The sequence below is a fragment of the Amycolatopsis lurida genome (assembly GCF_900105055.1).
Classification (GTDB): Bacteria; Actinomycetota; Actinomycetes; order Mycobacteriales; family Pseudonocardiaceae; genus Amycolatopsis; species Amycolatopsis lurida.
The window spans coordinates 6,184,975-6,210,236 of the sequence record NZ_FNTA01000004.1 but is presented as its reverse complement, the minus strand read 5'-3'; the positions used below and the strand labels follow the sequence as shown (position 1 = coordinate 6,210,236).

Here is a 25,262-nt window from a genome sequence, read left to right as displayed (position 1 = left end):
CGACGATATCCGCTGGCCACGGACTGGTAAGTCGTGCCGAGTCGGCCAAAGGATCGCGGGTCCAAGGCTTCGTCCACCGCGAAGACCTGCCAGTGCGCCAACGCTGAAACAAGGTTTACGTCACGGCCAACGCAGGCAACCTCGACCGAAGACGAATCGTTCCTTCATCGCCGCACTACCGGCGCAACGGGCCTTGACGTTCCCCTGCGGACCGATCACACAGGGCAGCCGCAATGGTCAATACTGTCGCGTTGTGCCGTTCATCAACTCGCGCCTGCTAGCGATCTTCAGCTTCCGATAGACGTTGGACAAATGAAATTCGATCGTACGCACGGTGAGATACAGGCTTTCGGCGATCTGTTTGTTGCTGTATCCGGCGCGCGCCAACTCCGCTATCTTCGCCTCCTGCGAGGTCAGCGAGCCCGACGGGTCGGACTGCGTCGCATCTCGCCACGCGGTATGGATTTTCGTCGCGAGATGTTCATTGCCAATCTGCACAGCCCACTGCCCGGCGCGCTCGAGTTCGCGCCTCGCCCCCGCGCCGTCGCCAGCACGCACCAACCGCAGGCCCAGCTCATGCGCAGCCGCTGTCAGCACCACGCGGGATTGAGCGACTTCCAACAGGTCTATCGCGTCGACGAGCAACCCAATCTCGCCTTCGGTGTCCGCGGTGACCGCGCGGACATAGAGCGCCCAACCGACGTAGGCTGGAGAGCCCCAAGCCAGTGCGGCTTCCTGCTCTTGTTCCGCCAGATCGGTGGCGCACTCGACGCGGCCGGCAGCCCGGGCGGCCAGGGCTGCCAATCCTCGGCTATGCATCACCGCGAAGTGGGCCGACGGCTCGGTGGCCGGGAGGCGAAGACACGCAAGGAGATCCTCAAGGGCGTCGCAGGGCTGCCCCATCGCGAGGTGTATCGATCCTCGGACGGCAAGCAATAGCCGACGCGGGATTCCAGCGATGCCCGCTACTTCGTCGAAATCGAGTTCTGCGAACATGGCTTCAGCGTCTGCCACCTTCCCCGCCGCGACGAGCACGTCGGCAAGAAATGGCATCGCGAGGCGACGCGTGAACGGGCAGACTTCGGCCGAAACCAACCGAGTGAGTACTGTCAAGGCACCACTCAAGTCTCCGATGAGCCTCGCGTGCTGTGCCCGCAGTACCGCCACGAAGTCAGTGACACGATCATCACAAGCACCTTCCAGTCGTTGCAATTGGGCGTCCGCAGCGACCAGTTCGCCTGCGCAGAGGAACACGGTGATCGCACGCCAAAGGCATCGTGCGCGCGCCGAACAGGCACCACCGGCGAGTGCCTGGCCGGCAAGCTGAACGGCGGCCAGGCGATCCGTACCGTGCACAACCAGAGTTAGGGCCTCCTCAGCCTGGCAGCCACCTGCATGCGCTCCCGAGAGTCCCGGCCAGTCCGCCCCGAGATCGGGCATACAGCCGCCTTCCCACGACGGCCGGCCGTTCTTCACGTTCACCACCCTCACCCTGCTCCCGAGTCCCAAAGATTCTGAGGATCACGTCACCGTACAACGACCGACCCACCGTCACCACGGGCTGAGCAGCGGAGTGACTGACGTGACCCCAGGAGCACACACCGTAGTTATTGCTGACGCTGAGCTCCGCCGAGCGCATTGAGAATCCATTGAGACACGTCGTGCAGCATGGCGAGGAGTAACAGGTGCAGACCTCGGAACTCGGCCCGGCCACGAAGCGGAGGCGGGACACGTGCGCCGGACCGTACTCGTTGCCTAACCGACGCAGCAAAGGGAAGACCGGACAGCCTCCGCGCCACTTCACCAGAAAACACATCCTCGGGGCATGTCAATCCCCCGGAAGCCTATATTCGACCGTTGACCAATCGTCAACACAGCAGACCCCAGTATGCCTACAGGTGCAACGATGCGGATTCCGCCACTTTCGCCGCTCTCCTAGGGGTAAACCACAGTATCTTGTCGCGGATATCGCATACCCCACGTAATCGACCCATGATCTAGCAGCACAAACACACTCCACTTCGGATGATGCGCTAACCGAATGCTCCGTCTTGACTACCCAGAGTAACCATGTTGGATGTGTTCGTCAGCAGCACCGCGGAGGCGATGATGCGGATGCAACTCGATCTCTTCGGCCCGGTTCGCGCTTGGCGCGGCGGAATTGAGATTGCGCTTGGCTCGGCCCAACGCAGGGTGCTGGTCGCCGTCCTGGCCCTGAAGACGAATCAGGTCGTCACGCGCTCTGAACTGATCGACTCCATCTGGGGTGAGAAGCCACCGGCGAGCGCCAACGGCAGCATCTATACCTACGTGTCGTCGCTACGCTCGGCCCTCGACTCGGGCCGGAAGCACGGTGGCGCCGGAATGTTGACCTCCAGCGGGGCGGGCTACTGCCTGCGGGTGGATGCCGAATCGATCGATGTCGTCCGATTCGAGAATCTCCGTGAAAGGGCCCGGCTTTGCCAACGCGCGAACGACCTCCCCGGAGCGCTCGCCGCGTTGGAGAGCGCCCTGAGCCTCAGCAGGGATGAGCCGCTGGCCACCTTGCCCGGCCCCTATGCCGCGACACAACGTGAACGCTTGCGGGAGCTGCATCTCGAAGTCGTAGAGCGGCGAGCCAAAATCATGCTCGACGGCGGGAAGCACCAGGCGATACTGACCGAGCTGAGCCCAATCGCCGCCGACCACCCGATGCGAGAAGGGCTGCAGAGTCTCCGCTTGCTCGCGCTGTATCGATGCGGGCGCCGCGACGAAGCGCTGCAGCTGTTCGAGCGCCTCCGCACCAAAACAGTCGACGCACTCGGGATCGAACCTGGCAGCGAGCTCACCCTGCGCTACGAGCAGATAAAGATCGATGACCCGGCGCTATGGCACCGTCTTACCAACGCGCCGCGAGCGTCGGTCGCCACGCAGTCGTCTCGGCAGGCCAGCGATTTCAAATCGTTCGTCGGCCGGAGCTGCGAACTGCTCTCTCTCCGGACAGCGATCGGCAGGCTTTCCACCGGAGCTGGGACCTCCGTGTGGCTCGAAGGTGAATCCGGAATTGGCAAGTCGGCGCTGATCTCGGCGGGCCTGTCGACCACGACCGGGTGCACGGTCGCCACTGCCGCGGCGGACGAGCTCAGCCAGCAAAGCCCGCTGCGGGTACTGCTGGAAGGCTTGGACGTCACAACGAATTCTCCCGACGCTCGCAAGAGCATGGTCGCACGGGAAATCCGAGGGCTTTCTCTCGAGAACCGCCGAGGCCTTGACACAGCCGTGGGGTTGATCGCCGATCTCGTCAGGACACTCTGCCGCGAACAACCGCTCGTCCTGGTGCTCGACGACGCGCAGTGGGCGGACTCTGCCAGCCTCGAGGTTTGGAGCCGCCTCGCGGACGAATGCGCCAGATCGCCTCTGCTGCTGATCGGTGTGAGCCGGCGGATACCCGACAATCACCGCCTCAACGATCTACGCCATGCGCTCACCGCAAGCGGCACGCTCGTCCACCTTTTGAACCCGCTCGCCGAGGAAGAGGTCCGGGATCTCGTCAGCGGCCTTCTCGAAACCGAACCCGGACCAGCTCTGCTCGATCTCGTGCGCGCCGCAGCCGGGAACCCGCTCTTCGTCCGCGAAATCATCCACGCACTTGCGGGGAACGAAGCACCTGAGCCGGCGGGCCCCGGAGCGCGGCCCGTCATCCCTCGGGCTGCTCTCGATGCCATCAGCCGCCGACTCGGGTTTCTCTCCGCCGCCGCTTCGGAGCTCCTCCGCTGGGCAGCTTTGCTGGAGCAATTCTTCGCCGCCGAAGACCTCGCCGTGGCGCTGGGCCGCCCGACAGCCGAGTTGGACGACATCCTGAGCGAAGTCGTGGCTCTCGGCCTCGTAGTCCGTGCCCGTGGCAAACTCACTTTCAAGCATCCCATCGTGCGCGAGGCGCTATACGCCCGAACGCCCGCAGCGATTCGCCTGGCTCTGCACCGGCAACTGGCCGAAGCACTCTCCGAGGCAGGAGCGCCCGTGGAAAGTGTGGCGTTCCAGCTGCTCGCCACGCCCGGCCCGGTGGACAAGTGGCAATGCGAGTGGCTGGCGCGGGAAATCTACTCCCTGGCGTCCGCCTCACCCCTGTCAGCCATGCGGTTACTCCAACGGGTCAACACCTCAAACTCCATCCCGGCCGCACTCCGGGAGAGCTTCGCGATCGCCACGGCGCGAACCAAGCTTTGGCTCGAGCGTGACCTCGCCGCCGGGGCCGGCATGCTCGCGAAGCGGTCGAAAGACGTCGGCGTGATCGCCGAGATGCGCTGGCTCGTCGCCTACTCGCGGCTGGTTTGCGGCAGTGTGGACCAGGCTGCGAAAGCGGTCAAGGAGGCATTGCACGACCACGCGACCCCGGCGAACTGGCGCCGCATGCACGAGGCCCTGTTGTCGCGAACTCGAGTCGGCTGGTGGCCTGTCTGCACGGCCAACCCAGATGAACGAACGGTGCCGGTCTCCGCTCAGTGGGCCACCAGCGAAGGCAGCACAGTGGACGCCTTTTGGCTCGGCCAGTGGGACGCCTGCCTCGCCGAGCTGGCCACGAGGCTCCGCGGCGGTCCAAGCCTCGCAAAACACATGCTTGGCCGCCCCATGGCTCTGCGCCGCCTCAGCGGCGTCGCCGCGGTGATCGCCGCTCATCGTGGCAGGCCGGACGACGCCCGGGCACATCTGATGTCCGTCTGGGCCTTGGCGCCCGCCGGGGAGTTCGGTGCGGATGGCACGGACTTCTTGCTCGCCGCGAACGCATCACTCGCCGAGCTGCGGGGCGAGCCGGAGCTCGCTTTCGGATTGCTTTCTAGCATGCTCGAGTTCGAGGACTCGACGGTCTGCCCATGGATGCCTGATCTGGTCCGTCTCGCGATCGATCTCGAGAAGCACGATCAGGCCAAAACGGCGACGCTGCTTTGCGAGCGCATCACCGGACAGGAAATCACTGCCCTCCGTTGCAGGGCACTGCTCGATGACGATCCCATCGCGGCGCTCAGCGCTGCGGCTCAATCACGACAGTCGGGCAATCGGTTCGCGGAGGCACAGGCGATGGAGGACGCCGCGAGCCTCCTCGCAGTCTGCGGGAAGCCGGCCGAGGCCGCAGCGGCCCTGCACGCGGCGCTGAACGCCTACGACGAAATGGGCGCCCTGCTGGATGCCGAACGGGCTGAGCGGCGAGTTGAGCACGGGCGACGCAGGGCGCGCCGATGACCGAGGGCAGACTACGGATCGAAGTGCTCGGCACGCTGCGTGCGTGGCTCGACGAGGACGAGCTCGCGCTCGGGCCCGCCCGGCAGCGGGCGGTCCTCGTAGCACTGGCGACCCAGGCCGTCACGCGGCCGGTCAGCCGGGCGGAATTGATCCAGATGGTGTGGGGCGAGACCTCGCCCGCGAGTGCGGACGGCAGCGTCCACACCTATATCTCCGGCCTGCGGAGGATCCTGGAGCCGCACCGGACCCGATGGTCGACCGGCGAACTCCTGCTGTCGGACGCGGGAGGCTACCGTCTCCGGCTTGATGACGAGGCCCTAGATCTGCAGGTGTTCACCCATCTTTGCGAACAAGCCGAGTCGCGCTGGCAGGACTGCGACGCTGCCGCAACGGTGGTGCTGTTAGACCGCGCTCTGGCCCTGTGGCGTGGTGAAGCCGTCTCCGGCGTGTCCGGACCGTACGCCGAATCCCTGCGGATGAAGTTGACCGAGAGGCGAATTCTCGCCGTCGAGCTGCGCGCGGAAGCTTTACTGAGTCAGGGTTCTCACGAAGGGCTCATCCCGGAGTTGACTGTGCTGGTGCGAGAGCACCCGCTACGCGAACCGTTGTGGCGGCTGCTAATGATCGCCCTGCACCACAGTGGCCGGACTACCGAGGCCCTGGAAACCTTCCGTGATGCCCGCGAGGTCTTGCGCAGCGAGCTGGGAATCGTCCCAGGCACGGAGCTCACACGCACGCACCAGCAGATCCTGACGAACGATCCAGCCCTCGCCCGGCCCGTCCACGAAACCGCCGACCAGCTCCTCCACGTGCTTCCCGGGCGGATCGTCCACTCCATCGCCCACCGCCGAGGGCCCTTCACCTGCTGTGGACGCGAGCCTGAGATCGCCCGGCTCCGGCAGTTAGTCGACGGCGTCCTACAGGGAGCCGGCCGGACCGTTTGGATCGAGGGCGAGCCCGGTATCGGCAAGTCGGAATTGCTCGCCGGTGCGCTGGCGGACATTGACGAACGTGGATGCCACGTCGCGTGGGCCGCTGCCAGTGAGCTGGGAGAGACATTTCCTCTGCAGGTGATCATCGACTGCCTCGGCCTCAGACCGGACGAGCTGCCGCTGGCGACCGCCGACGTCGACCCGGTGGCCTTGACCGCGGACAGGGTACTCAGACATGTCGATCAGCTCTGCGCCTCCGCGGCGCTCGTGATGGTCATCGATGACCTCCAGTGGGCTGATGAGGCAAGTGTGCTGATCTGGAATCGACTTTCCGTCGCCGCACGTCAGCTCCCGCTGCTGCTGATTGCCGCCTCCCGACCGGCACATCGGCGAGAGGACCTCGCCCAGGTACGTCGCGCAAACGAACTACGTGGCCTGGAACTGATCACGCTGGCCCCCTTGCCCGCCGCCGAGGTCGAAGACTTGATCGAAGACCTCATCGGAGGACGACCGGACGAGAACCTGCGGTCACTGGTGGACAAGGCCGCGGGAAATCCCCTCTACCTTCGCGAAATGACGGCGGCGCTAGTGCGTGATAACTCCGTCGAGATCATCGACGGCGTCGCGAAAGTCCGTGACGGCGCGACCCTGGCTGTACCGGAGTCGTTGCTCGACGCGGTAGCCCACACATTGACCCAGCTGGGCGACATCGCCCGAGAAGCAGTACGCCGGGCCGCAGTTTTGGGCATGGAATTCGGGCTTGCGCAGGTGTCGGCGACGATGGGCGTGTTACCTTCCGTGCTACTCAGCACATTCGACGAAGTAATGGAAATGGGGATCGTCGTCGACTCCGGTATGCACCTCGCGTTCCGTCACCCTTTGCTCAGGTGGACTCTGTACAACGAAATCCCAGTAAGCATGCGTGCGGAATGGCACCGCCGTGCCGCCGAGGCACTGGCGGACACAGGCGCCGGAGTCGAACACGTTGCCCAGCAGCTCGTCGCCGTCCCCGCGGCCGTGGACGATTGGGTGATCGACTGGCTGACCGATCACCATGCCTCCCTTTCAACCCGAGCTCCTTCGATAGCCGCGGTACTGCTGCGGCGGGTGCTGGACGAATGCGGTGCTGATGACCCGCGCCGGGACGTGCTGCTGGCCGCGAACGTCATCGTGCTGTACCGGCTAGGCCAGGAGCCGCTCGAGCTTGCAGAAGAAGCCATGGCTCTCAGCCGGGATCCGGCGCGGGCCGCGGAAATCCGTCACATCGCCGCGGCGATCGCGCACAGTCGGGGTGACACCGATCGGGCGATCGCCTTACTGGCAGAGAACGGTTCTCCGGCCACTCCCCCGATGTGGCGCGAACGGGGGCGCGCCCTTCTGGCGTGCTTCGGCCGCGGCAGCCTCGACGATCTCGGCCGCGCCAAGCGAAAGGCTCGACGCAACTATCGCTCCGCGCAGGCAGCCGGGGAGCCTTTTCCGATTGCCCACGCCCTGCAGACGCTCTGGCTGATCAACTCGATCGAACGGGATCACGTCGGCGCCTTACACCACATCGACCGGGCTCTCGAAACGATCGAAGGTCGCTCCGACCAAGCGGGCCTGTACTTCGACCTGCTCGACAATAGGATGTTCACTCTGCAGAATCTCGACCGACTGGATGAGGCACAGGAAACGCTCCGGACCGCCTGGCACGCGGCCGCAGACTATTCGCGGCCTCATGGGCTTCAAGTCTCCTCGGCCATATATTGCTACTGGACAGGCAGCTGGGACGATGCGTTGGTAGAATTGGACAGCGTCACCGAGGACGGTCCGGCGATCACGTTCCACGGGCTTCGTGAACCCGGGCCCGCCGCCTTGTTGCTTCACGGCCTCGCCGGCCTCATCCACGGCCGCCGTGGTGAGACCGAACAGGCGGTTGCGCACCTCCACGTCGCCGAAGAACACGTCGCCGTCACTGGCGCCGAGCGAGAGAACTGTGACTTCCTCCTTGTCGCCCAATCCCTCCGTGCCGAGCAGCAAGGTGCGCTAGAGGAGGCTATCGACGTCTTGTCCCCCGTTTTGGCCCCGACTTACGCGCCGATGATGCTTCGCCACCAGTGGCTGCCGCGGCTGTGCCGCTTGGCGCGTGAGCACGGAAGGGATGACATCGCGTCCCACGCCGTGGACATCTGCCGAGAGGAAGCCAGCAAGGAGGTCGTGCCAGCAAGAGCCACCGCCGCCGCGCATTGGTGCGAGGCGCTCGTCTCGGGAAACCCGGAGCCGCTGCTACAGGCGGTTGCACACTACGGCAAGGTCGGGCGCCCGACAGAGCTGGCGTCAGCGCTCGCCGATGTCGCCGTACTCCTGGCAGAGGCAGGGCAGGGCGAAGACGCGCAACGAGCGGCAGACGACGCCCTTACACATCTCGACAGGCTTGGCGCTGCCTGGGAAGTGCGGCACCTCGGGAGCCGCATGCGGAGATTCGGCATCGTGAGCAGTGAGTCCGATGGGAAGGGTTCCACGAGCGACTGGTCCTCATTGTCCCCAAGGGAGCGGGAGATCGCGGACCTACTCAGTCAAGGCCGCTCGAACCCGGAGATCGCCGCCACACTGGCCATCCCGCGCCGTACGGTACAGGCCCATGTCACACGCGTGCTGTCCAAGGTCGGTCTTTCCGCGCGCGGCGGGCTCGCGGTCCGGGCCGAAGACGAGTAGGTCGTCTGCCGATAACGACCGCAAATCGGGCCTGAGTGCCGGTAGTCATGAGTGGTACTGACGGTTCTATCAATAGCCCAATGCCATGCAGCTTAAGTTGATCATGGTGGTGGTGGATTCCGGCGTGGCTGGTGCGGTCGGGGTGCTGTGATCGTCGGTCATGAGCTCGGGCGTGGTGACTTGTCCGGATTAGGTTTTGTTGGGTGTGCAGGTGTCGGCGGTGCATCGTGATGTGATCGACGCCGCGGTCGCGGGTCATGGGGCGGAAGCAGGCGCTCAGGCCTGAAACTGTTCCAAAATCCCGATACCGTTGCTGATTCGAGTTCTGATGGCGGGTGTGGCTTACGGAGCGTGGGTTACGGCGTCATGCGGTTGGGCGTGGTGCGCTGCCAGGTGTATGATCTGCCCGAGATCGTCCCGGTGGTGACCGAGCATCGGCTGCGTCAACACCGCTGCTGCTGTGGTGTGCTTACCACCGCGCCGACGAGCAACGGTCCGCGCCGCCCCAATGTGCCAGACGGGCTGCCCTGTGGCAAGTCCGAGCAAGCACATCGTGAGGGTCAACTCGATGGCCGTGTCGCCGACGCCTAGCTAACCCTCGATTGCGAACCGGAACGCTGTGCCATCTTGGGAGTTCAGGGTAGGGAGGGTAACCAAAGACCCGCGTTTGAGATTACCGGCCGGTAATCAGGCCCTAGCATAAGCGGAACAACAGAGTCGAGCGCTTAGAGGTGCCCTATGGACAATCCCGTATCGTCGCTAAAGGTTTCGGAGCCGGCCGCGATCGTCGGTATCGGCTGCCGCTTCCCCGGCGGAATCTCCGGGCCGGATAGCTTCTGGGAACTAATCGGATCGGGTACCGACGCTATCGGCGACATTCCCGCAGATCGTTGGCGCACAAAGGGATTTCTTCGACGCGGACCGCTCTCCCGGGCGAATGTTCGTCCGCCAAGGCGGTTTCGTCACCACTCCGATCGACAGCTTCGACGCAGGGTTCTTCGGAATGCCGCCCCGCGAGGCCGCCGCACTGGATCCGCAACAGCGGATGCTACTCGAGGTATCCTGGGAATCATTGGAGAACGCTGGTATTCCACCGAGTTCGATGGTAGCCGCGAACGTCGGGGTCTATGTCGGCGCGTTCACATTCGACGCGGCCACGCTACAGCTGACCGATTCGAACCAGCATCTCCTCAGCCCGACCACCGCGACCGGGGTGAGCATGACCATGCTCGCGCCCCGGTTGTCCTACGCGTTCGACTGGCGCGGTCCGGCCTTCACTCTCGACACCGCGTGTTCGTCGTCGTTGGTGGCGCTCCACCACGCCTGCAACGCGCTCGCGCTCGGTAACTGTGACATCGCTGTCACAGGCGGGGGGACGTCATGGTGAACCCAGCTACCACGATCCTCATGTCCAAGGGACAGTACCTGTCGCCGGACGCCCGCTGCAAGGCTTTCGACCACCGGGCCAATGGCTACGCGCGCGGCGAAGGCGCCGGAATCCTCGTACTGAAGCCACTTTCCACGGCATTGCGGGACGGCGACCGCGTCCATGCGATCGTGCGGGGTGCCGCAGTGAACCAGGACGGCCGCACCCCGGCATCACCGTGCCGAGGATGGAAGCCCAGCGCATGCTGATCGAGCAGGCCTGCCGGGCGGGCGACGTCGCGCCGTCGTCCATCGGCTACTTCGAGGCACACGGAACCGGAACCGCAGCTGGGGATCCGGTCGAGGCCGTCGCGATCGGCGAGGTTCTCGGCGAATCCACCGAGACGCAATGGATGGGTTCGGTCAAATCCAGTTTCGGGCACACCGAGGCGGCGGCGGGGGTGGCCGGCGTGATCAAGGCGACCTTGTGCCTGCAGCAGGGTCTCATCCCGCCGAACCTCCACTTCGAGAAGCCGAATCCCCGGATCCAGTTCGACAAGCTGCCCATACGAGTGCCCACTGAATCGGTTCCCTTTCCAGAGCGGGAGAACCCGAGGCGGGCGGGCGTCAACTCATTCGGCTTCGGCGGAACCAACGCACACGCGATCCTCGAACAAGGGCCGGATCCCAAAACCGACGAGACGGTCTTCGAGGAAGGGCAGGTGCTATTGCCGCTCTCCGCTCGGAACGCCGAGGCACTGCGTTCCCTCGCCGAGTCCTACGCGGATCTGCTGGAGAAACCGGATGCCCCCGCGCTCCCTGCGGTCTGCCGTGCCGCGTCTCGCAACCGCGATCACCATCCGATGAGGACGTTCGTGGTCGCAGGGAACGTGTCCGAGGCCGTCGAAAAGCTGCGAAGCCTCAGCGCCGATCCGGCGAGGGTCACCCGTCCCGAAATCGCCTTCGTTTACTCCGGAATGGGTCCCCAGTGGTGGGGATGGGACGTGAACTCCTCGAGACGGAACCGGTCTTCGCGGACGTGGTCACCGCCTGCGACACCCTGCTCGCCCGCCATGGCCTGTCGATCGCCGACGAACTACGGCGGCCAGAAACCGAGTCGAGGCTGACGCGGACGTTGTATGCGCAGGTTACCAACTTCGTCGTCCAGGCTGGTCTCACCGCGTTATGGCAGCATTGGGGAATCCGTCCCGCAGCTATCGTGGGTCACAGCGTGGGAGAGGTGGCCGCGGCGTACGCGGCCGGGGTGTACTCCCTCGAAGACGCGCTTATGGTGAGCTTCCACCGGGCAAGCTTGCAAGCGAGGCTGGCGGGGCGCGGCGCGATGGCGGCGGTCGCATTGCCGGTGGGCGAGGTGGAACCCCATCTAGTCGAAGGGGCGACAGTCGCGGCGATCAACAGCACATACGCGACGACCATCACCGGTGACCACCTGGCTGTCGCGGCCACGTCAGCCGCGCTGACCGCGGCCGGGGCCTCGGTGAAGGAGCTGAGTGTCGAAGTGGCCTACCACAGCCCTCAGATGGACGAAATTCGCGAGCCGCTGCTCCAAGCACTGGCGGAAATCGACCCGCGCTCGGCAGAGATCCCTTTGTTCTCCACGGTCCTGGGCGATCAGGTCGAGGGAACCGTGCTGGACGCGGGCTACTGGTGGCGGAACGTCCGGTGGCCGGTGCGTTTCGGCGACGCGTTCCGCAATGTCCTTACCCGGGGCATCGGCGCGGTACTGGGGGTCGGGCCGCACCCCGTGCTGGCCTCGGCGATCGACGAGGCCCTCCCCGACCGATCGGACGCCGCGATCCGGTTCGCCTCCTTGCGCCGTAACCGACCGCAGCGTGAACAGCTCCTGGAGACACTCGGAGGACTTTATGAGGCCGGAGCCGATCCGGACTGGCGGCGTGTCCATCCCGGCCCCTGACACATCTGGCACTACCGACCTACCCCTGGCAGCGCGACCCGCCACTAGGTCGAAGCGCCCGCGGCACGCCGCCGGCGCTTGGGTGCCGACGGACCCCGGATGGCCGGACGGGCCGTCGCCGCCGTCACCCCGGTCCACGACGTGGAACTGTCCGCCTCCGCCTTCCCCTATCTCGAAGACCACGAGGTGGCCGATGCCGTCGTCTTCCCCGGCTGCGGGTGCCTCGATGCCGCCCTGGCTGCGTTCGCCGAGGATGACCCGTGTGTGGTGGAAGACGTCGTCTTCCACCGTCCGCTGGTTCTGCCGTCCTCCTCGGTCACCACGCTGCGCGTGGGCTACGACCCGGATCGGCGGCACGTCACCATGCACAGCCGGGCGAACCCCGATGACGCGACTTGGACATTGCACACCGAGCTCCGCCGTGCCCACGTGGCGAACGCCCGGATTCCTTTGCGCCGCCCGGCGGCACCGGACGCGCTCGTCGACGGGCTCCCGAACCTCATTCACGAGGAGATCTACTCGCGCCTCACAGCGGCCGGGTTGCACTACGGACCGTCGTTCCAGGTCGTGGATCGCGTGTGGGGGCGGACCGACACGCGGGAGATCTTCGCCGAGCTCAGGCTCGACACCGTCGAGAGGGAAGGACACCGGCTGCATCCGGCCCGGTTGGATGGCGCACTGCAGGCGGTCATCGTCGGCGCGCACATGTTCGGCGAAGAGACGGATCTGGGCACCTACGTGCCGCCCCATGTCGAGTCGTTCCAGTTCTTCCGATCTCCGGCGGGCCGGTTGTGGGTGCACGGCCGGGGCAAGGAGTTCACCAAACCGGGAATGGTCGAATGCGATCTGACCCTGGTGACCGACAACGGCAAGGTGGTCGCGGAGATCCGCGGTCTGCGGGCGACCAGGCTTTCCGAGGCCGCCGAGCAGGTGCCGAAGCTCGTTTACCGGCACTCATGGGAGGCACAACCACTCGAACAGGAAGCTGACGGCCAGGGCCGGTGGGTCGTCGTGGGCTCGTCGGCCACCGCGACAGGACTCGCCGATGCTCTCTCCGCGCTCGGCGGCGAGGTCGTCCGAACTGCGGTGGCCGACAGAAACTGGATCGAGACCGTGGTTTCCGTCACGGCCGATGACGGGGTCTGCCGCGGCGTGATCTACGTCGACGAAATCTCGGCGATCACCTCGCCACTGTGCTCCCCGGCGGCAAATCCACTCCAGCTCGTACAAGGGCTAGCAGGTGCCTCGGGCCGACTCTTCCTGGTCACCACCGGCGCGCAGAGCGTGTCCGCCAACGATCCCACGACCAGTCCCTCCGGCGCCGCGGTATGGGGTTTCGGCCGGATCGTCCCCGCCGAACTGCCAGAACTGCGATGCCGCCTGATCGACCTCGCCCCGGGTGGTCTTGACGACAAATTGCTCGACGCATTGCTCAAGCTATATTCGCGGGGTATGACGATTCGTGATATCGCACAACGGCGGTATTTGTCGTGGTCATAGGCCCGGTCGGCGTAAAATCCGGCGTGGCCGTCGCCGCCGTGGCGGGGGCCGGCCCCGCACCGACGGGATCGTGTGGATCAACGGCATCAGCTGGGTGACGTCATGCCGGATCCCGCCGGTCGAGGTCACCGCCAACGGGATGCCGGTGCCGCCGGTGATCACGTGATGTTTCGATCCGGTACGGGCTCGGCCTACGGGGCTGGGGCTGGTCTCCGGCCCCCTTTCATTCCCCGCACATGCCGATCCGTCGGCCGCCATATGCGACCAGGCCAGCAGGTTCAGCCCGTGCAGCTCCGTCGAAAGCAGCTCGTGCAGCTGCTGCCACACCCCAGCCTCGGTCCAGTCCCGCAACCGGCGCCAGCATGTCATGCCCGACCCATAGCTCAGCTCCCGCGGCAGGATGGTTTTGAACGGGTGATGTGACGTCGTTTGCCCGTAGTCTGTGATGACACTGGCGGTGAGGGGGCAGGTCGCTGTCAGCGAAATTTTTGACGTCACTCGGGGCTTGTGGTGGCAGCATCGGTGTGCCTGGTGTGAGGAGCGTCGATGTCGGGCATGTCGAAAGTCGAGCGGTACGCCGCGTTCCGGCGTGACGCGCGCGCGGGCATGTCGGCCGGGCGGTCGAGCGTAAGCACGGTGTCGGCTGGCGTCCGGTGCGGCGAGCGCTGGACTCGACGTGGCCTCAGCCGCGGAAGACTTATTCGAAGCGGCCGTCGAAGCTGGCTCGTTCACAAGGCGGCGATCGACAAAATTCTGCGCTCGGACCTGGATGCGCCGCGGAAACAACGGCACACGGCGAAGCGGATCTTCGAGGGGTTGGTCGACGAGCACGGCATGGTCGACGTGTCGTATCAGGTGGTCCGCGGTTACATCGCGACCCGGCGGACGCAGATCCGTGTCGAAGCCAGCCGGAGTCCGGTGAACGTGTTCATCCCGCAGTCACATCGTCTGGGAGCAGAAGCCGAGGTCGATTTCGGTGAGGTCGCGGTCCGGCTGCGAGGGGAGCACGCGACGTGTTTCCTGTTCACGTTCCGGATGTCGTTCTCCGGCCGGGCGGTGCATCAGATCTACGCCATCGGCGGGCAGGAGGCGTTCTTCGAAGGCCGCATGCACGCGCTGACAACGGGCTGTGCGGGGTCCCGACCGGAGCGGTCCCCTGCGACAACCTCATGGCCGCGGTCGCAAAGGTGCTGGGTTCTCCCGGCAACGGGTCGAGACCGAAAGCTGGACCGCGTTCCGCTTGCATTTCGATCTGCAACCCTATCTACTGCCGGCCGGGGATCGAGGGCGCCCACGAGAAGGGCGGCGTCGAGGGCCAGATCGGCTGGTTCCGCCGCATCCACCTGGTTCCCCTTCCCGAAGTCGACTCGCTGGCCGAGCTCAACGCCATGGTCGACGACGGGGACGCCGACGATCGGTCGCGGCGGATCGGGTCCCGCAGCCACACCATCGGCGAGCATTTCGAGTTCGAGCAGCCGCAGCTCAAGCCGCTGCCCACGGAACGGTTCGAGACCGGCCGCTGGTTCATCCCGCGGCGGCGATCGGGCCCGCGACGAACGCGAGTTCGCCGTAGGTCAGGGATTCGGCCCCGAACCGCAGGGCGACCCGGTCACTCTTCCCGGCGACCAGCATGGATCTCCTCCTCAGCCCCAGTCGGGCACGACGAACACGAGCCAGGCGATCAGCGGCACGATGGCCACCACGAGCGCCCCGTAGACCAGAAGTTGTTTGAAGAATTTGTCGCGATCGACGTCCTTCGCGTTGGCGAGGACGAGCGCGCCGTTGGTGGAGAAGGGACTGACGTCCACCATCGTCGCCGAGACCGCGAGGGCGGCGATCATGCCGACCGGCCCGATCGTGCCCTGCGCCAGGAACGGCACGGCGAGCGGGATGAGCGCGCCCATCAGCCCGACCGACGACGCGAAGGCGGAGACGAGACCGCCGATGTAGCAGAGCAGCAGTGCGGCGAGCAGCGGGATCCCGACGGTGGTCACCGCGTTGCCCACGTAGTCGATGGTGCCGATCTCCTTCAGCACCGCCACGTAGGTCAGCACACCGCAGATCAGCAGCACGGTCGGCCAGGTGATCTCGGAGACGGCGGACCGGCTGGTCTTGGGCCACGCGACGCTCAGCACGACGGCGACGGTGATCGCGGTCAGGCCCGGGTCGAGATCGAAAACGAGGGTGCCCACCACGAGCGCGACCAGACCGGTCAGCGTCACGATCTTGGGGCCGTCCAAGGGAATGCGCTGTTCGTGCGGCAGCGGTTCTTCGTCGGTCTCCACTCCCCCGGCGCCCACCGCCACGAGCCGGCGTCGCCGGAGTTTGGTCCCGCCGAGGGCGACGAAAAGGACACCCGCGATGGCGAGATTCATGCCGAGGCTCGCGAAGAACAACACCACGGGGTTGCCCGCGATGTGGTTGCGCTCGACGATCCCGTTGACGATCGAGCCGTAGACGCTGATCGGCGAGAACCCGCCGCCCTGCGCGCCGTGCACCACCATCGCGCCCATGAGCAGCGGGCTGATCTTGTAGCGGGCGGCGAAACCGAGCGCGATCGGCGCGACGATCGCGCAGGCCGCCGGGCTCACCGCGCCGATCGCGGTCAGCGCTCCGGTGACCACGAACATCACCCACGGGATGAGCGCGATCCGGCCGCCGACCAGCCGGACGGCCGCGGCGACCAGCCAGTCCGTGGTGCCGTTGGCCCTGGCGATGGCGAACAGATAGGTGACGCCCACCAGCACCACGAAGATGTCGCCGGGGAAGCCGGCGAAGATGCCGTCGGTGTCCAGGCCACCGGCGAGGGTGCCGACGAGGAACGCGCCGGCGAAGGCGAGCGCCCCCATGTTGATCGAGCGGGTCGTGGCGAGGACGAAGATCACCACGAGAACGAGGATCGAGATCAGCTGGGCGGACATGACCGTCCTCCTTGACGGCGGGAGCCCCTTGGCGATTTCTTCTTAGCCATTCGTGCCTCTTGGCCATGCCGACATGCTTTATGGAAATGAGGCACAAGTGTGCCAGTCGCGAAAGCCGGTTGGCGGCTATTGAAGTCGATCGGGCACTCGATTTGGACAATTGGGCAACGCATAAGCTGTGCGAGTTCGCGGGTTCCCGCTACACAGGGGAGGGGTACGGGAGCCCGCGAACCCGCATCTCATGTTAAGCCCGACGGCTGCTGACTGCCCGGTTCTCCAGAGTGATGAACAGGCGCATGGGCTGTGGACCGCTTGGGGATAAGGGCAGGTTCCTGTGGGCAAACACCGGGGTGTGTGATCGAGGCGGTGCGGCGCGGGTCGCGGAGGCCTATCGTGGGGATGCACGGCGCCCGTGAGCCGGGCGCATGCTGGCAGGGATATCGGCATGGATTCCGGCGGTCATCCTCCTTCTCGACCGCGCGGAGGACCGGATCAGCTCGGCGGAGGGGCTGCGACGCTGGATGGACGGCTGTCGTCAGCCCATCGCCGCCAAAGACAGCCGGCTTCGGGTGGCTCTGTCATGATTTCGTTTGACAGACGCGCTGCTTTTGCGGGTGGGGCTGGATCGGTCACGATGCGGTGGTGAGCGGTGATGACGGAGCCGGACGCGCGCGGCCACGGAGGCCGTTCGGCACCGCCACGCTGAACTCCGGCAGATGTCGACTGGGGCGCCCTCGGCACTTGGCGTCCCAGCGCCGTTCGAGCGGTGGCTGGCCCGGGCTGCGGGGCGAGCGGGGGACGCGCCACGGCTGCTGCTCGTGCTTGGGGTGCCGGGATCGGCCCGTCACCGCCGCAGGGGCCACATCCGGGAACTCCGCCGCCGGTGCCGGCGGCGGAGTTTTCGGCGAACCGGATGACACGCCGTCCGGCTTGTCGGTCGTGCGGCGTTGTGGCGGTCACGCTGTGTCGTGGCAGATCCCGTGGGCGTGCGGCGGCTCAGTGACTCCGAAGGTCTACAGATGCTGCGTATCACCCGTCGAGGCACGGGGCCACCGATCCGATCACGGCGGCCCATAATCCTTGCTCGCCTCTGCTGGCGGTAATACCGTGCCGGGCGACCGCCCGGCTGGTGCGGGCGGACGACGAAACCGGACTACGTCATCCTGGACAACCTGTCTGTCTGCCTACGAGGGCAAGATCCGCGCGTGAGCAGTCTGGAACGCCCGTCGAAAGCGGTATTGTGCCGCCATGATCAATGCTCTGGACCTCATTCCCGACGCCATCGACCGGTTCGGCGCCCGGGTGCTCGAGGTGCCCGCCGGTGCGTGAAACAACCCGACGCCGTGCACCGAATGGAGCGTCCGGGACCTGGTCAACCACCTGGTCGGCGAGCATCTCTGGGCACCGCACATCCTCGCTGGCGACTCCTTGGAGCAGGTCGGAGACCGCTACGACGGCGATCTGCTCGGCGACGACCCGGTAGAAGCCTGGGAGCAGGCGGCACAGCGGTTCCGGAAGGCCTGGCTCAGCCCCGACCTGTCGGGAACTTACTGTTTCTCGTTCGGCGAGGCTCAGTTGACTACCTACGCGGACCAGATGCTCGTCGACCTGACCGTCCACGAATGGGACCTGGTCCGCGGCATCGCCCAGCCCGGCTCGCTCGACCCGGACGCCGTCGAGTTCTGCTTGGCCTACGCCCGCGCCAACGTCACACGCTGGGACGGCCTGGGCATCACCGACCCACCCATTCCCACCGACAGCACCGACCCTGTAGGCCAACTCCTCTCGCTCACCGGCCGAGCCGTCTAGTGCGCTGGCCTTGAAGGGTCGCCTTCTCTTCAGGGGCCTACTTCGACTGGTTCCAGCGGTGGCGGTGTTCACTACGGACGCGGGCACGTTCGCGGCGTTGGGCGGCGATACTCTGTCGGTTGTTCTGCTGTCCAGTGATCATCTGGCCGATCGTTCTGTGTCAGTGTAGTGGGCTTCCTCGAACTCGGTGGGGCTGATCATGCCCAGACTTGAGTGCAGCCGGCGATTGTTGTAACACGCGACCTATTCCGCCGTCGCGTACTCGACGTCCGGCGATCGTTTTTCAGGGGCCGCCGTGAAACACTTGCGTGCGAATGCATTCGGCCTTACAGAGCCCGTTGACGCTTTCCATCAGGGCGTTGTCGTAGACGTCGCCGACGCTGCCGATCGACGGGCGGACGCCTTCGATGTGCAGGTGTTCGGTGAACCGCACACTCGTATGTTGCGACCCGGCGTCGGAGTGACAAATCAGCCCGTCGCGTTCTACGGGTTGCCTTCGTGGGCGCGGCGCCACAACGCCATCCGCAACGGCACACGTCCACCAGCTTGACTGAGGTTCACCCCGAATGGTGGACAGGGGCTTACAAGGGTTCAGGCAGCCGCACGGAGTGACTGCTCGAAGTTGTCGGGACTGAGCATCCCAGTCGCGGAGTGCCGCCGCACACTGTTGTAGATGCGGATCCATTTGTCAATCGCAGCAACGAGTTCTGCCTTCGTGGCGTACACTTGTCGGTAGTAGTGCTCGTGTTTGAACGTCGACCAGAACGACTCCGCCGGGCTGTTGTCCCAGCAGATCCCGGTCGCGCCCATCGACCGGCGCAGCCCGTGCCGGAAGCATGCCTTCGCTGTCAGGTGCGCCGTGCACTCCCCGCCACGGTCGGAATGCAGGATGGTGCCACGACATCTGCCGCCACGGGCGGCCGCTGCTGCGTCGATGGCGTCAGTGACCATCTCGGCGCCGATGTGCTCGGATATGCTGTAGCCCAACACTTTCCGCGAATGACCGTCCCGGATCGCGCACAGGAACATCTCGCCCTCACCACATGTCAGGTACGTGATGTCGGTCAGCCAGACCGCGTCGAGGCGGTCCCGGTCGAAGTGTCGATTGACCAGATCCGGCGGGAACGACCCGGTCGGATCGACCACCGTCGTCTTCAACCTTGAATGTGCGCGGGCTGATGCCCTCGAGCCCGATCGAGGCCATGATCTTGGCGACGGTCTTCGCCGTGACCACCTCGCCTCGGTCACGTAGTTCGGCGGTGATCCGCGGCGACCCGTAGGTCCCGCGCGAGTCCTTGTGCGCCTGGGAGATCTTTACCTCCAGGTCGGCCCGCCGTTGCTGCCGCGGAGTCAACATCGTTGCAACGAAGCGTTTCACGTGCGCGTAGTAGCCGGACGTCGACACGCCCAGCAGCCGCGCCATGCGCCGGACCGAGAACCGCGTGCGCTGCGGCGAAGTGATGGAGTCGGCAGTCTCGGCGAACTCGTCGGGGCCGGCGTACTTGGCCATCAGAGCGAACCGGGCCGGTTCCTCTGCATCGCGGCAAAGTACGCCGAAGCTTTTACCAGGAACGCATTGTCCTTCTCCAACTCGGCCACCTGCCTCCGTAAGCGCAGCAGCTCGGCCCGCTCGGCCGACTCCAGGGGTTTGTCCCCGTGGACCTCGGCCGCGGCGAGTCGGCGGCGTTCGTCTTTGACCCAGACACTCAACATTCGGCGTCGATTCCCAGCTCGCGGGCGACCTCGGAGATCGTGCGGCCGGAATCGATCACGCGGTGAGCAACCTCGACCTTGTACTCTGCCGTGTACGAACGGCGCTTGCGAGGAGGCATGAGGACATCCTTTCAACAGGACAGCAGGTCCTGCTAACTCGGTGTCCACTACCCGGGGTGAATTTCAGACGTCCCGCTTGACCGACGCGTGCCAACAGACGATCTTCTGCTAGAGCGTGTCCTGCGGATCTTGTTCATGATCGTGTGCAGACAATAAGTGTGTGGTGGGTCGTGGTGAGCTGTCGGATAAGGCGTGGGCGCGGATCGCGCCGTTGCTGCATGCGGAGACAGGCCACCGTCCACCACGCCGCCGACCAACAGCCCCATAGCTACGGGGTTGGGCGATGCCGCCACCGAGCGACGGCCGCTCCTCTGAGGTCATGGACCGATCCCCGGCCCATCATGACTATTCCGTCTGCGAGTATCGGCTGAGCCATCCAGTCGCTCGGTAGTCACCGCGCCATGTGAAGACAGCTACCTGTGTGTCAGCGCCGGTACCTGAGGCTGGAATCGAACCTCGTCCTTGCGGCAGCGGAACCGAGAGAAATCGTCTACCCGTCCAAGTTACAACGACACTCGCCGGTGGTGCCGCAACGATGAGCAGGTCCTCGCTCCGCACAATACTGATGCCGGTCGCACGTTCCCGCATTAAGGCGCGATACGCCTCGTCATCCAGCCGGCATTGATTCGGAATGCCCCTGGCCGACCAGTCCGGACCGGTAATATTCCTGCCTCGCGAGGCGTTCCAGAGCGCGGGCACGAGATCCTCAGCGTGCGTGGACGTGGCCATTTGTTCACACATCCACAGCAGGCGACCGGCGCCACGCGGCGGCTGGCACCGCCGCCACTTGACGCGTCGGCTCAAGTCCGCCGCAACGATCGCACTCCACGGGTGAACGGTCCCCAGCAATCCCTGGCAACCAATCCAATGGAGATACCGAGGAGCGTCCTCCAGCACAGGATACAGAACGGGGTAAGGGATTCCGGCGATCACCCTGGCACCCCGGCGAAACGCGTCCGGGGTACTCGCGACAAGACCGAGAGCAACCCTGGCCAGATCGCCCCGTTGATAGGCGCCGGAGCCATCGGGGTGTATGAGCCGGTTGACAACAGTCTTCAGTTCCTCGTTGATGGCGGCTTGCGCGAGTTTGGGCACCAGACCGGCGATCAGGTCGATGACCGTGCGCTCTGCTTCATCCGGGGAATCCGGCAACGTGGTTTCGGCGAGAGCCGCCCGGATCTCGTGTCCGACGGCGGCAGGCACCATGAGCCGCGCCGTAACCTTTCCCAAGTCCGTCGGAGTGAGCACCGTCTGACCGTCGACTGCCTCGGATCCGCTGATGAAGTCAGCATCGACGAGAAACTCAATGGCCTCGCGCAGGGGTTGCAGGCTACGGCTGCCTTGATGACAAGCTAGAGTGCAGTCCCACCACTCCTCGGCCTCCCGTAACGACCGGATCCGCCGCTGAACCACCTCGGCGAGAATGTGATCCGGCAGGCTCGCTTCGATTTGGGAACGCACGGTGTTTCCAGCCACAAGTTTGGCTTGCCAGCGCTGGCGCTCTTCCTCCGTGACGATCAAGAACGCCCAGCCATCGCTCTCGCCTTGCCCGACGCGTCCGGCTCGGCCGAACATCTGCTGGACGGTCGCCACATCGATCGGATTCATGCCGACCTCGGTGTCCTGCACAATGACCGCGCGAGCAGGAAGGTTCACTCCGGCGGCGACCGTCGACGTGGCGACGAGAACATCGATGTCCCGGGCGCGAAAGGCCGTCTCTGCCTCCCGCTTATGATCCCAGCCCTTGTAGTGAAGGCCTACCCGGGCCTCGCGGCATACCTCGTATAGCCGGTCAAGGTCGTCGGGGTGCACGCCATCGGTGCGTGCGCCGCGCGAAGCGGCAATCACGAGAGCTGTGCGCCGGACTCCGCGCTTACTGCCGCAGAACACCAGCGCACTACCGCCGTCTCGGGTGATCAGTCCGGTGAGAGCGCTCGCCAATCGGATGCGCGCCGTCTCGACCAGAGACCAGTCACGGTGAGTGGCAATGACCGGCAACTGCCAAGTCAGAGTGCTTGGGCGCCAGGCCACTCTTACTAGCCGCGCACCCAGCCATGCCGCGATCTCGTCAGCATTGGCGACCGTTGCCGACAGACCGACAATGCGCACCTGGTTATTGCCACGCATCCTGGCAAGGAGTGCTTCCAACACGGGACCACGTTCAGCGTCGCCGAGCAGGTGGATTTCATCGACAATCAAGCAAGAGACTTCGGCGAGGGCTTCACGCAGCGACGAGCCTCGGCACATCGCCTCGAATTTTTCCGTCGTCGCCACCCAGAGATCCGCATCGCGGACACGTCCGATGTCAACGCTGTACTCACCGGAAAGCCGCTCGACCCGGAGTCCTTCTCGTCGCCAGTGGTCGAGCTCTCGATCAAGTTCGTCAGTCAATGACCGTTGCGGCACCAACCACGCGGCCTTCCGGCCTTCGCCAAGCACAGCTCGAAGTGCCGCGACCATGCCGACGGTGGTCTTTCCCGCGCCGGTCGGCGCGACCACGATGACGTGCGTTGTATCGCCCATGATCGGCGGAACAGCTTCCGCTTGCGCCGGATTGAGGGAAGCGTAAGGCAAGAAGCGAAGCCAATCGCGGGGAACGAGTTCTTCTGCGGGGACCGGCGACGCAGTCTCGTACGTGCCAGCGTGACTGTTCCAGAGCACTTCAAAGGCATCTCCGGCGACGGCCGCTTCCGGGCCCGTCGTGTGGTAAGGCTGCCGACGCGCGGCTCGCGCGAGGTAGCACTCCGCTGTCCGAGAGTCGCGATGGGTAATAACCTCGTCCTCGACCAGGTAACGCACCGCACGCCAGGCGACCCCGTTCGCTGTCAGCTTGCCTCTCAGGTCGTGAAACTCGCCGGACTCGGGGAGGAGTACACGAACGTCGGCTTCAGTTGCGAACACTGGAAGCTCAGTCCGCGGATCAGCGATCTTGAGCCAGAACCGCTCCGGGGGCGGTGAGGAATCCGTACCACCGGAACTCGGCTCGTCACCCGACTCGCTGTTCCACGACACACCAGGCACGTTAGCCGATCGCCAACGACCGTTGACGATCGGGCGGGGCTGCCTGCCCGCCGTTCGATCTCTGATCCGACCGAGATCGCCTACTACGTCTGCTACGGGCCCCGCCGTTCGGCACTGCTGGACCTGGCCTGGATCGCTGGATCGCGGTGGCGGATCGAGGAGTGTTTTCACCAAGCCACGAACGAAGCCGGTCTGGATCAATATCAGGTCCGATCGTGACGAGCTTGGTTTGCCCACATCACCCTGTCGATGCTCGTCCACGCCTGGCTCGCAGTGTCACGACCCCTTGCCATAAAAGGGGAATCGGTGTCAGCGAGCCCGGCGTGATCGGATTCACGCTACCGGAGATCCGGCGCCTGCTCACCAAACTCATCCTGCGTGTCGCCGACGCCGCCGACCACGTCTGCTCCTGGTCACGCTTCCGCCGCCGACGACAACACCAAGCCCGCCCCAGCCACTACAAACGACGAGGCTACCCACTCATCCGAGTGCCGTTGCAGGACTAGTACTTCAGCCGCACTTTGTGATGATGGTCGGGTAGTGTGTCGATCTTGTGCTGAGTGATGATGATCTGGCTGCCTGGGTTACCGGGTTGGATGACCTGTTTGCGCAGGTCGCGGGACGGTTTCATCGGGCTGAACCTCGACGCAGGGCCCGTGCCTATGTGCGTGGCTTGCTTGCGCCGCTGGCCGGCAAGAACGGGTGGACACTGGCCGAGGCTGCCGGGGATATCACCCCGGATGGTATGCAACGTCTGCTCAACGCGGCGGCCTGGGACGCTGACGGCGTCCGTGATGATGTCCGCGACTACGCGATCAGTCACCTGGGTGAGCGTGACGGTGTGTTGATTGTGGACGAGACCGGATTTCTCAAGAAGGGCACCAAATCTGCTGGGGTGCAACGCCAGTATTCCGGCACTGCCGGACGCATCGAGAACTGCCAGCTCGGCGTGTTTTGTGCTTATGCCACAAGCAAAGGACGCACCTTGATCGACCGCGAGCTGTATGTGCCGAAATCCTGGACCAGCGACAGGGAACGCTGCCGCGAGGCAGCGGTTCCCGACGAGGTCGAGTTCGCGACCAAACCCGTGCTCGCGCAGCGGATGCTCGCCCGTGCTCTGGACGCCGGCGTGCCCGCCACCTGGGTCACCGCCGACGAAGCCTACGGCGGTGACTCGAAATTCCGTCGCTGGCTGGAAGATCAGCGGATCGGCTATGTCGTGGCCGTGCCCAGCAGCCAGACCATCCCCGCGGTGGCCGGCACGTCCCGCGCCGACGCGCTCGTCGCCCACGCACCCGCTGACGCGTGGAAACGCCGAAGCTGTGGAGACGGCGCCAAAGGACCACGGATGTTCGACTGGGCCGTCGCCGAACTACCCACCTATTCCGACACCACTCCACCCGTCTGGGGCCGCTGGTTACTCGCCCGCCGTTCGTTGACCCGCAACAGTAAAGGAAAGTATGAGATCGCCTACTACTTGTGTTGCGCCCCAACAGGAACGATCGATCAGGAACTAATCCGGGTCGCTGGGGCACGCTGGGCGATCGAGGACTGCTTCCAGACCGCTAAGACCGACATCGGCCTGGATCAGTACCAGGTACGCCGCTACGACGCCTGGTACCGGCACATCACCCTGGCCATGCTCGCCCATACCTACCTGGCCGTCACCGCCGCGATAGCCCCAAAAGCCCTGATAGCGGCCTCATCCCAATCACACTGGGCGAGGTCAAGCGTCTCCTGGCACACCTGATCACCACCCCGCTCGACCGCCTCGCGACCTGGGCCTGGTCACACTGGCGCCGACGCCATCAACACCGGGCCCGGCAAGCCCACTACCAGCGAAGACAGACCACTAATCACGAAGTGCGGCTGGAGTACTAATACGGCAGCCGCAGTGTGTGATCTGGCGGCGTGTCGTGGTCATGAGGACGGCCACCGCGTGATCGACTTCAAGGTGTGTTGGATCTCGAAGAGGACGCGGTGGCCGCGTCGTGGACTGTAGCTGGTGATCGTCTTGCTCGGTGGCGGGCCGGG

Annotated in this window: 14 protein-coding genes and 5 pseudogenes; 10 read left to right on the top strand and 9 right to left on the bottom strand. The window is 65.2% G+C overall.

The annotated features are described in order from the left end of the window. Nucleotides 1–237 precede the first annotated feature (237 nt). Nucleotides 238–1,482, bottom strand: coding sequence for a helix-turn-helix transcriptional regulator (locus tag BLW75_RS34760; protein ID WP_143055404.1), 1,245 nt, complete (start codon nucleotides 1,480–1,482; stop codon nucleotides 238–240). A 588-nt stretch (nucleotides 1,483–2,070) separates the two neighbouring features. On the opposite strand from BLW75_RS34760, the gene BLW75_RS34755 reads away from it, so the two are divergent. From BLW75_RS34755 to BLW75_RS43715, 7 genes and pseudogenes are all read left to right on the top strand, one after another. Next, nucleotides 2,071–5,217 (top strand): ATP-binding protein, encoded by a 3,147-nt coding sequence (locus tag BLW75_RS34755; protein WP_241784208.1) that lies wholly within the window; start codon nucleotides 2,071–2,073, stop codon nucleotides 5,215–5,217. Then, nucleotides 5,214–8,843, top strand: coding sequence for an ATP-binding protein (locus BLW75_RS34750; protein WP_034324567.1), 3,630 nt, complete (start codon nucleotides 5,214–5,216; stop codon nucleotides 8,841–8,843). The genes BLW75_RS34755 and BLW75_RS34750 overlap by 4 nt, the downstream gene beginning before the upstream one ends. Nucleotides 8,844–9,581: 738 nt before the next feature. After that, a pseudogene (locus BLW75_RS44015) lies at nucleotides 9,582–9,695 on the top strand (beta-ketoacyl synthase N-terminal-like domain-containing protein); the annotation flags it as partial. Between the two features lie 85 nt (nucleotides 9,696–9,780). Next, nucleotides 9,781–10,478: pseudogene (locus BLW75_RS43730) on the top strand (beta-ketoacyl [acyl carrier protein] synthase domain-containing protein). Further along, the gene (locus BLW75_RS43725; protein WP_241784210.1) at nucleotides 10,457–11,335 is read left to right on the top strand and encodes a ketoacyl-synthetase C-terminal extension domain-containing protein; all 879 of its coding nucleotides are present in this window, start codon (nucleotides 10,457–10,459) and stop codon (nucleotides 11,333–11,335) included. The pseudogene BLW75_RS43730 and the gene BLW75_RS43725 overlap by 22 nt, the downstream one beginning before the upstream one ends. Further along, nucleotides 11,248–12,144, top strand: a complete 897-nt coding sequence (locus BLW75_RS43720; RefSeq protein WP_241784211.1) for an acyltransferase domain-containing protein — start codon at nucleotides 11,248–11,250, stop codon at nucleotides 12,142–12,144. Before BLW75_RS43725 ends, BLW75_RS43720 begins: the two co-directional genes overlap by 88 nt. Nucleotides 12,145–12,243: 99 nt before the next feature. Next, nucleotides 12,244–13,644 carry a polyketide synthase dehydratase domain-containing protein gene (locus tag BLW75_RS43715; RefSeq protein ID WP_241784212.1) on the top strand — a complete coding sequence of 467 codons (1,401 nt, stop codon included), beginning with the start codon at nucleotides 12,244–12,246 and terminating at the stop codon, nucleotides 13,642–13,644. Here the strand turns inward: BLW75_RS43715 and BLW75_RS42515 are convergent. Then, nucleotides 13,639–14,013, bottom strand: coding sequence for a hypothetical protein (locus tag BLW75_RS42515; RefSeq protein WP_158005452.1), 375 nt, complete (start codon nucleotides 14,011–14,013; stop codon nucleotides 13,639–13,641). The genes BLW75_RS43715 and BLW75_RS42515 overlap by 6 nt on opposite strands. 1,274 nt (nucleotides 14,014–15,287) lie before the next feature. Further along, nucleotides 15,288–16,565 (bottom strand): SLC13 family permease, encoded by a 1,278-nt coding sequence (locus BLW75_RS34735; RefSeq protein ID WP_091599005.1) that lies wholly within the window; start codon nucleotides 16,563–16,565, stop codon nucleotides 15,288–15,290. A gap of 1,344 nt (nucleotides 16,566–17,909) precedes the next feature. On the opposite strand from BLW75_RS34735, the pseudogene BLW75_RS34725 reads away from it, so the two are divergent. Then, nucleotides 17,910–18,374, top strand: a pseudogene (locus tag BLW75_RS34725) (TIGR03086 family metal-binding protein); the annotation flags it as partial. Nucleotides 18,375–18,512: 138 nt separating this feature from the next. On the opposite strand, the pseudogene BLW75_RS43710 reads toward BLW75_RS34725, so the two are convergent. The 6 genes and pseudogenes from BLW75_RS43710 to BLW75_RS34700 form a co-directional block, all read right to left on the bottom strand. Then, nucleotides 18,513–18,908 (bottom strand): annotated as a pseudogene (locus BLW75_RS43710) (integrase core domain-containing protein); the annotation flags it as partial. 57 nt (nucleotides 18,909–18,965) lie between these two features. Then, entirely contained in the window at nucleotides 18,966–19,520 is a 555-nt protein-coding gene (locus BLW75_RS34720; protein WP_167373475.1) for an IS3 family transposase, read from the bottom strand. After that, nucleotides 19,411–19,884, bottom strand: coding sequence for an IS3 family transposase (locus tag BLW75_RS34715; RefSeq protein WP_091598999.1), 474 nt, complete (start codon nucleotides 19,882–19,884; stop codon nucleotides 19,411–19,413). Before BLW75_RS34715 ends, BLW75_RS34720 begins: the two co-directional genes overlap by 110 nt. After that, nucleotides 19,884–20,087 (bottom strand): hypothetical protein, encoded by a 204-nt coding sequence (locus BLW75_RS34710; protein ID WP_091598996.1) that lies wholly within the window; start codon nucleotides 20,085–20,087, stop codon nucleotides 19,884–19,886. The genes BLW75_RS34715 and BLW75_RS34710 overlap by 1 nt, the downstream gene beginning before the upstream one ends. Continuing rightward, the gene (locus tag BLW75_RS34705; RefSeq protein ID WP_091598993.1) at nucleotides 20,081–20,206 is read right to left on the bottom strand and encodes a transposase; all 126 of its coding nucleotides are present in this window, start codon (nucleotides 20,204–20,206) and stop codon (nucleotides 20,081–20,083) included. Before BLW75_RS34705 ends, BLW75_RS34710 begins: the two co-directional genes overlap by 7 nt. A gap of 346 nt (nucleotides 20,207–20,552) precedes the next feature. Beyond that, nucleotides 20,553–23,219: a DEAD/DEAH box helicase gene (locus BLW75_RS34700; RefSeq protein ID WP_091598990.1), complete on the bottom strand. Its 2,667-nt coding sequence runs from the start codon at nucleotides 23,217–23,219 to the stop codon at nucleotides 20,553–20,555. A gap of 48 nt (nucleotides 23,220–23,267) precedes the next feature. Here BLW75_RS34700 and BLW75_RS34695 point away from each other — a divergent pair. Together BLW75_RS34695 and BLW75_RS34685 are read left to right on the top strand one after the other, a co-directional pair. Beyond that, nucleotides 23,268–23,555 (top strand): annotated as a pseudogene (locus tag BLW75_RS34695) (IS701 family transposase); the annotation flags it as partial. A gap of 226 nt (nucleotides 23,556–23,781) precedes the next feature. Further along, nucleotides 23,782–24,978, top strand: a complete 1,197-nt coding sequence (locus tag BLW75_RS34685) for an IS701 family transposase (protein ID WP_091598934.1) — start codon at nucleotides 23,782–23,784, stop codon at nucleotides 24,976–24,978. Nucleotides 24,979–25,262 lie beyond the last annotated feature (284 nt).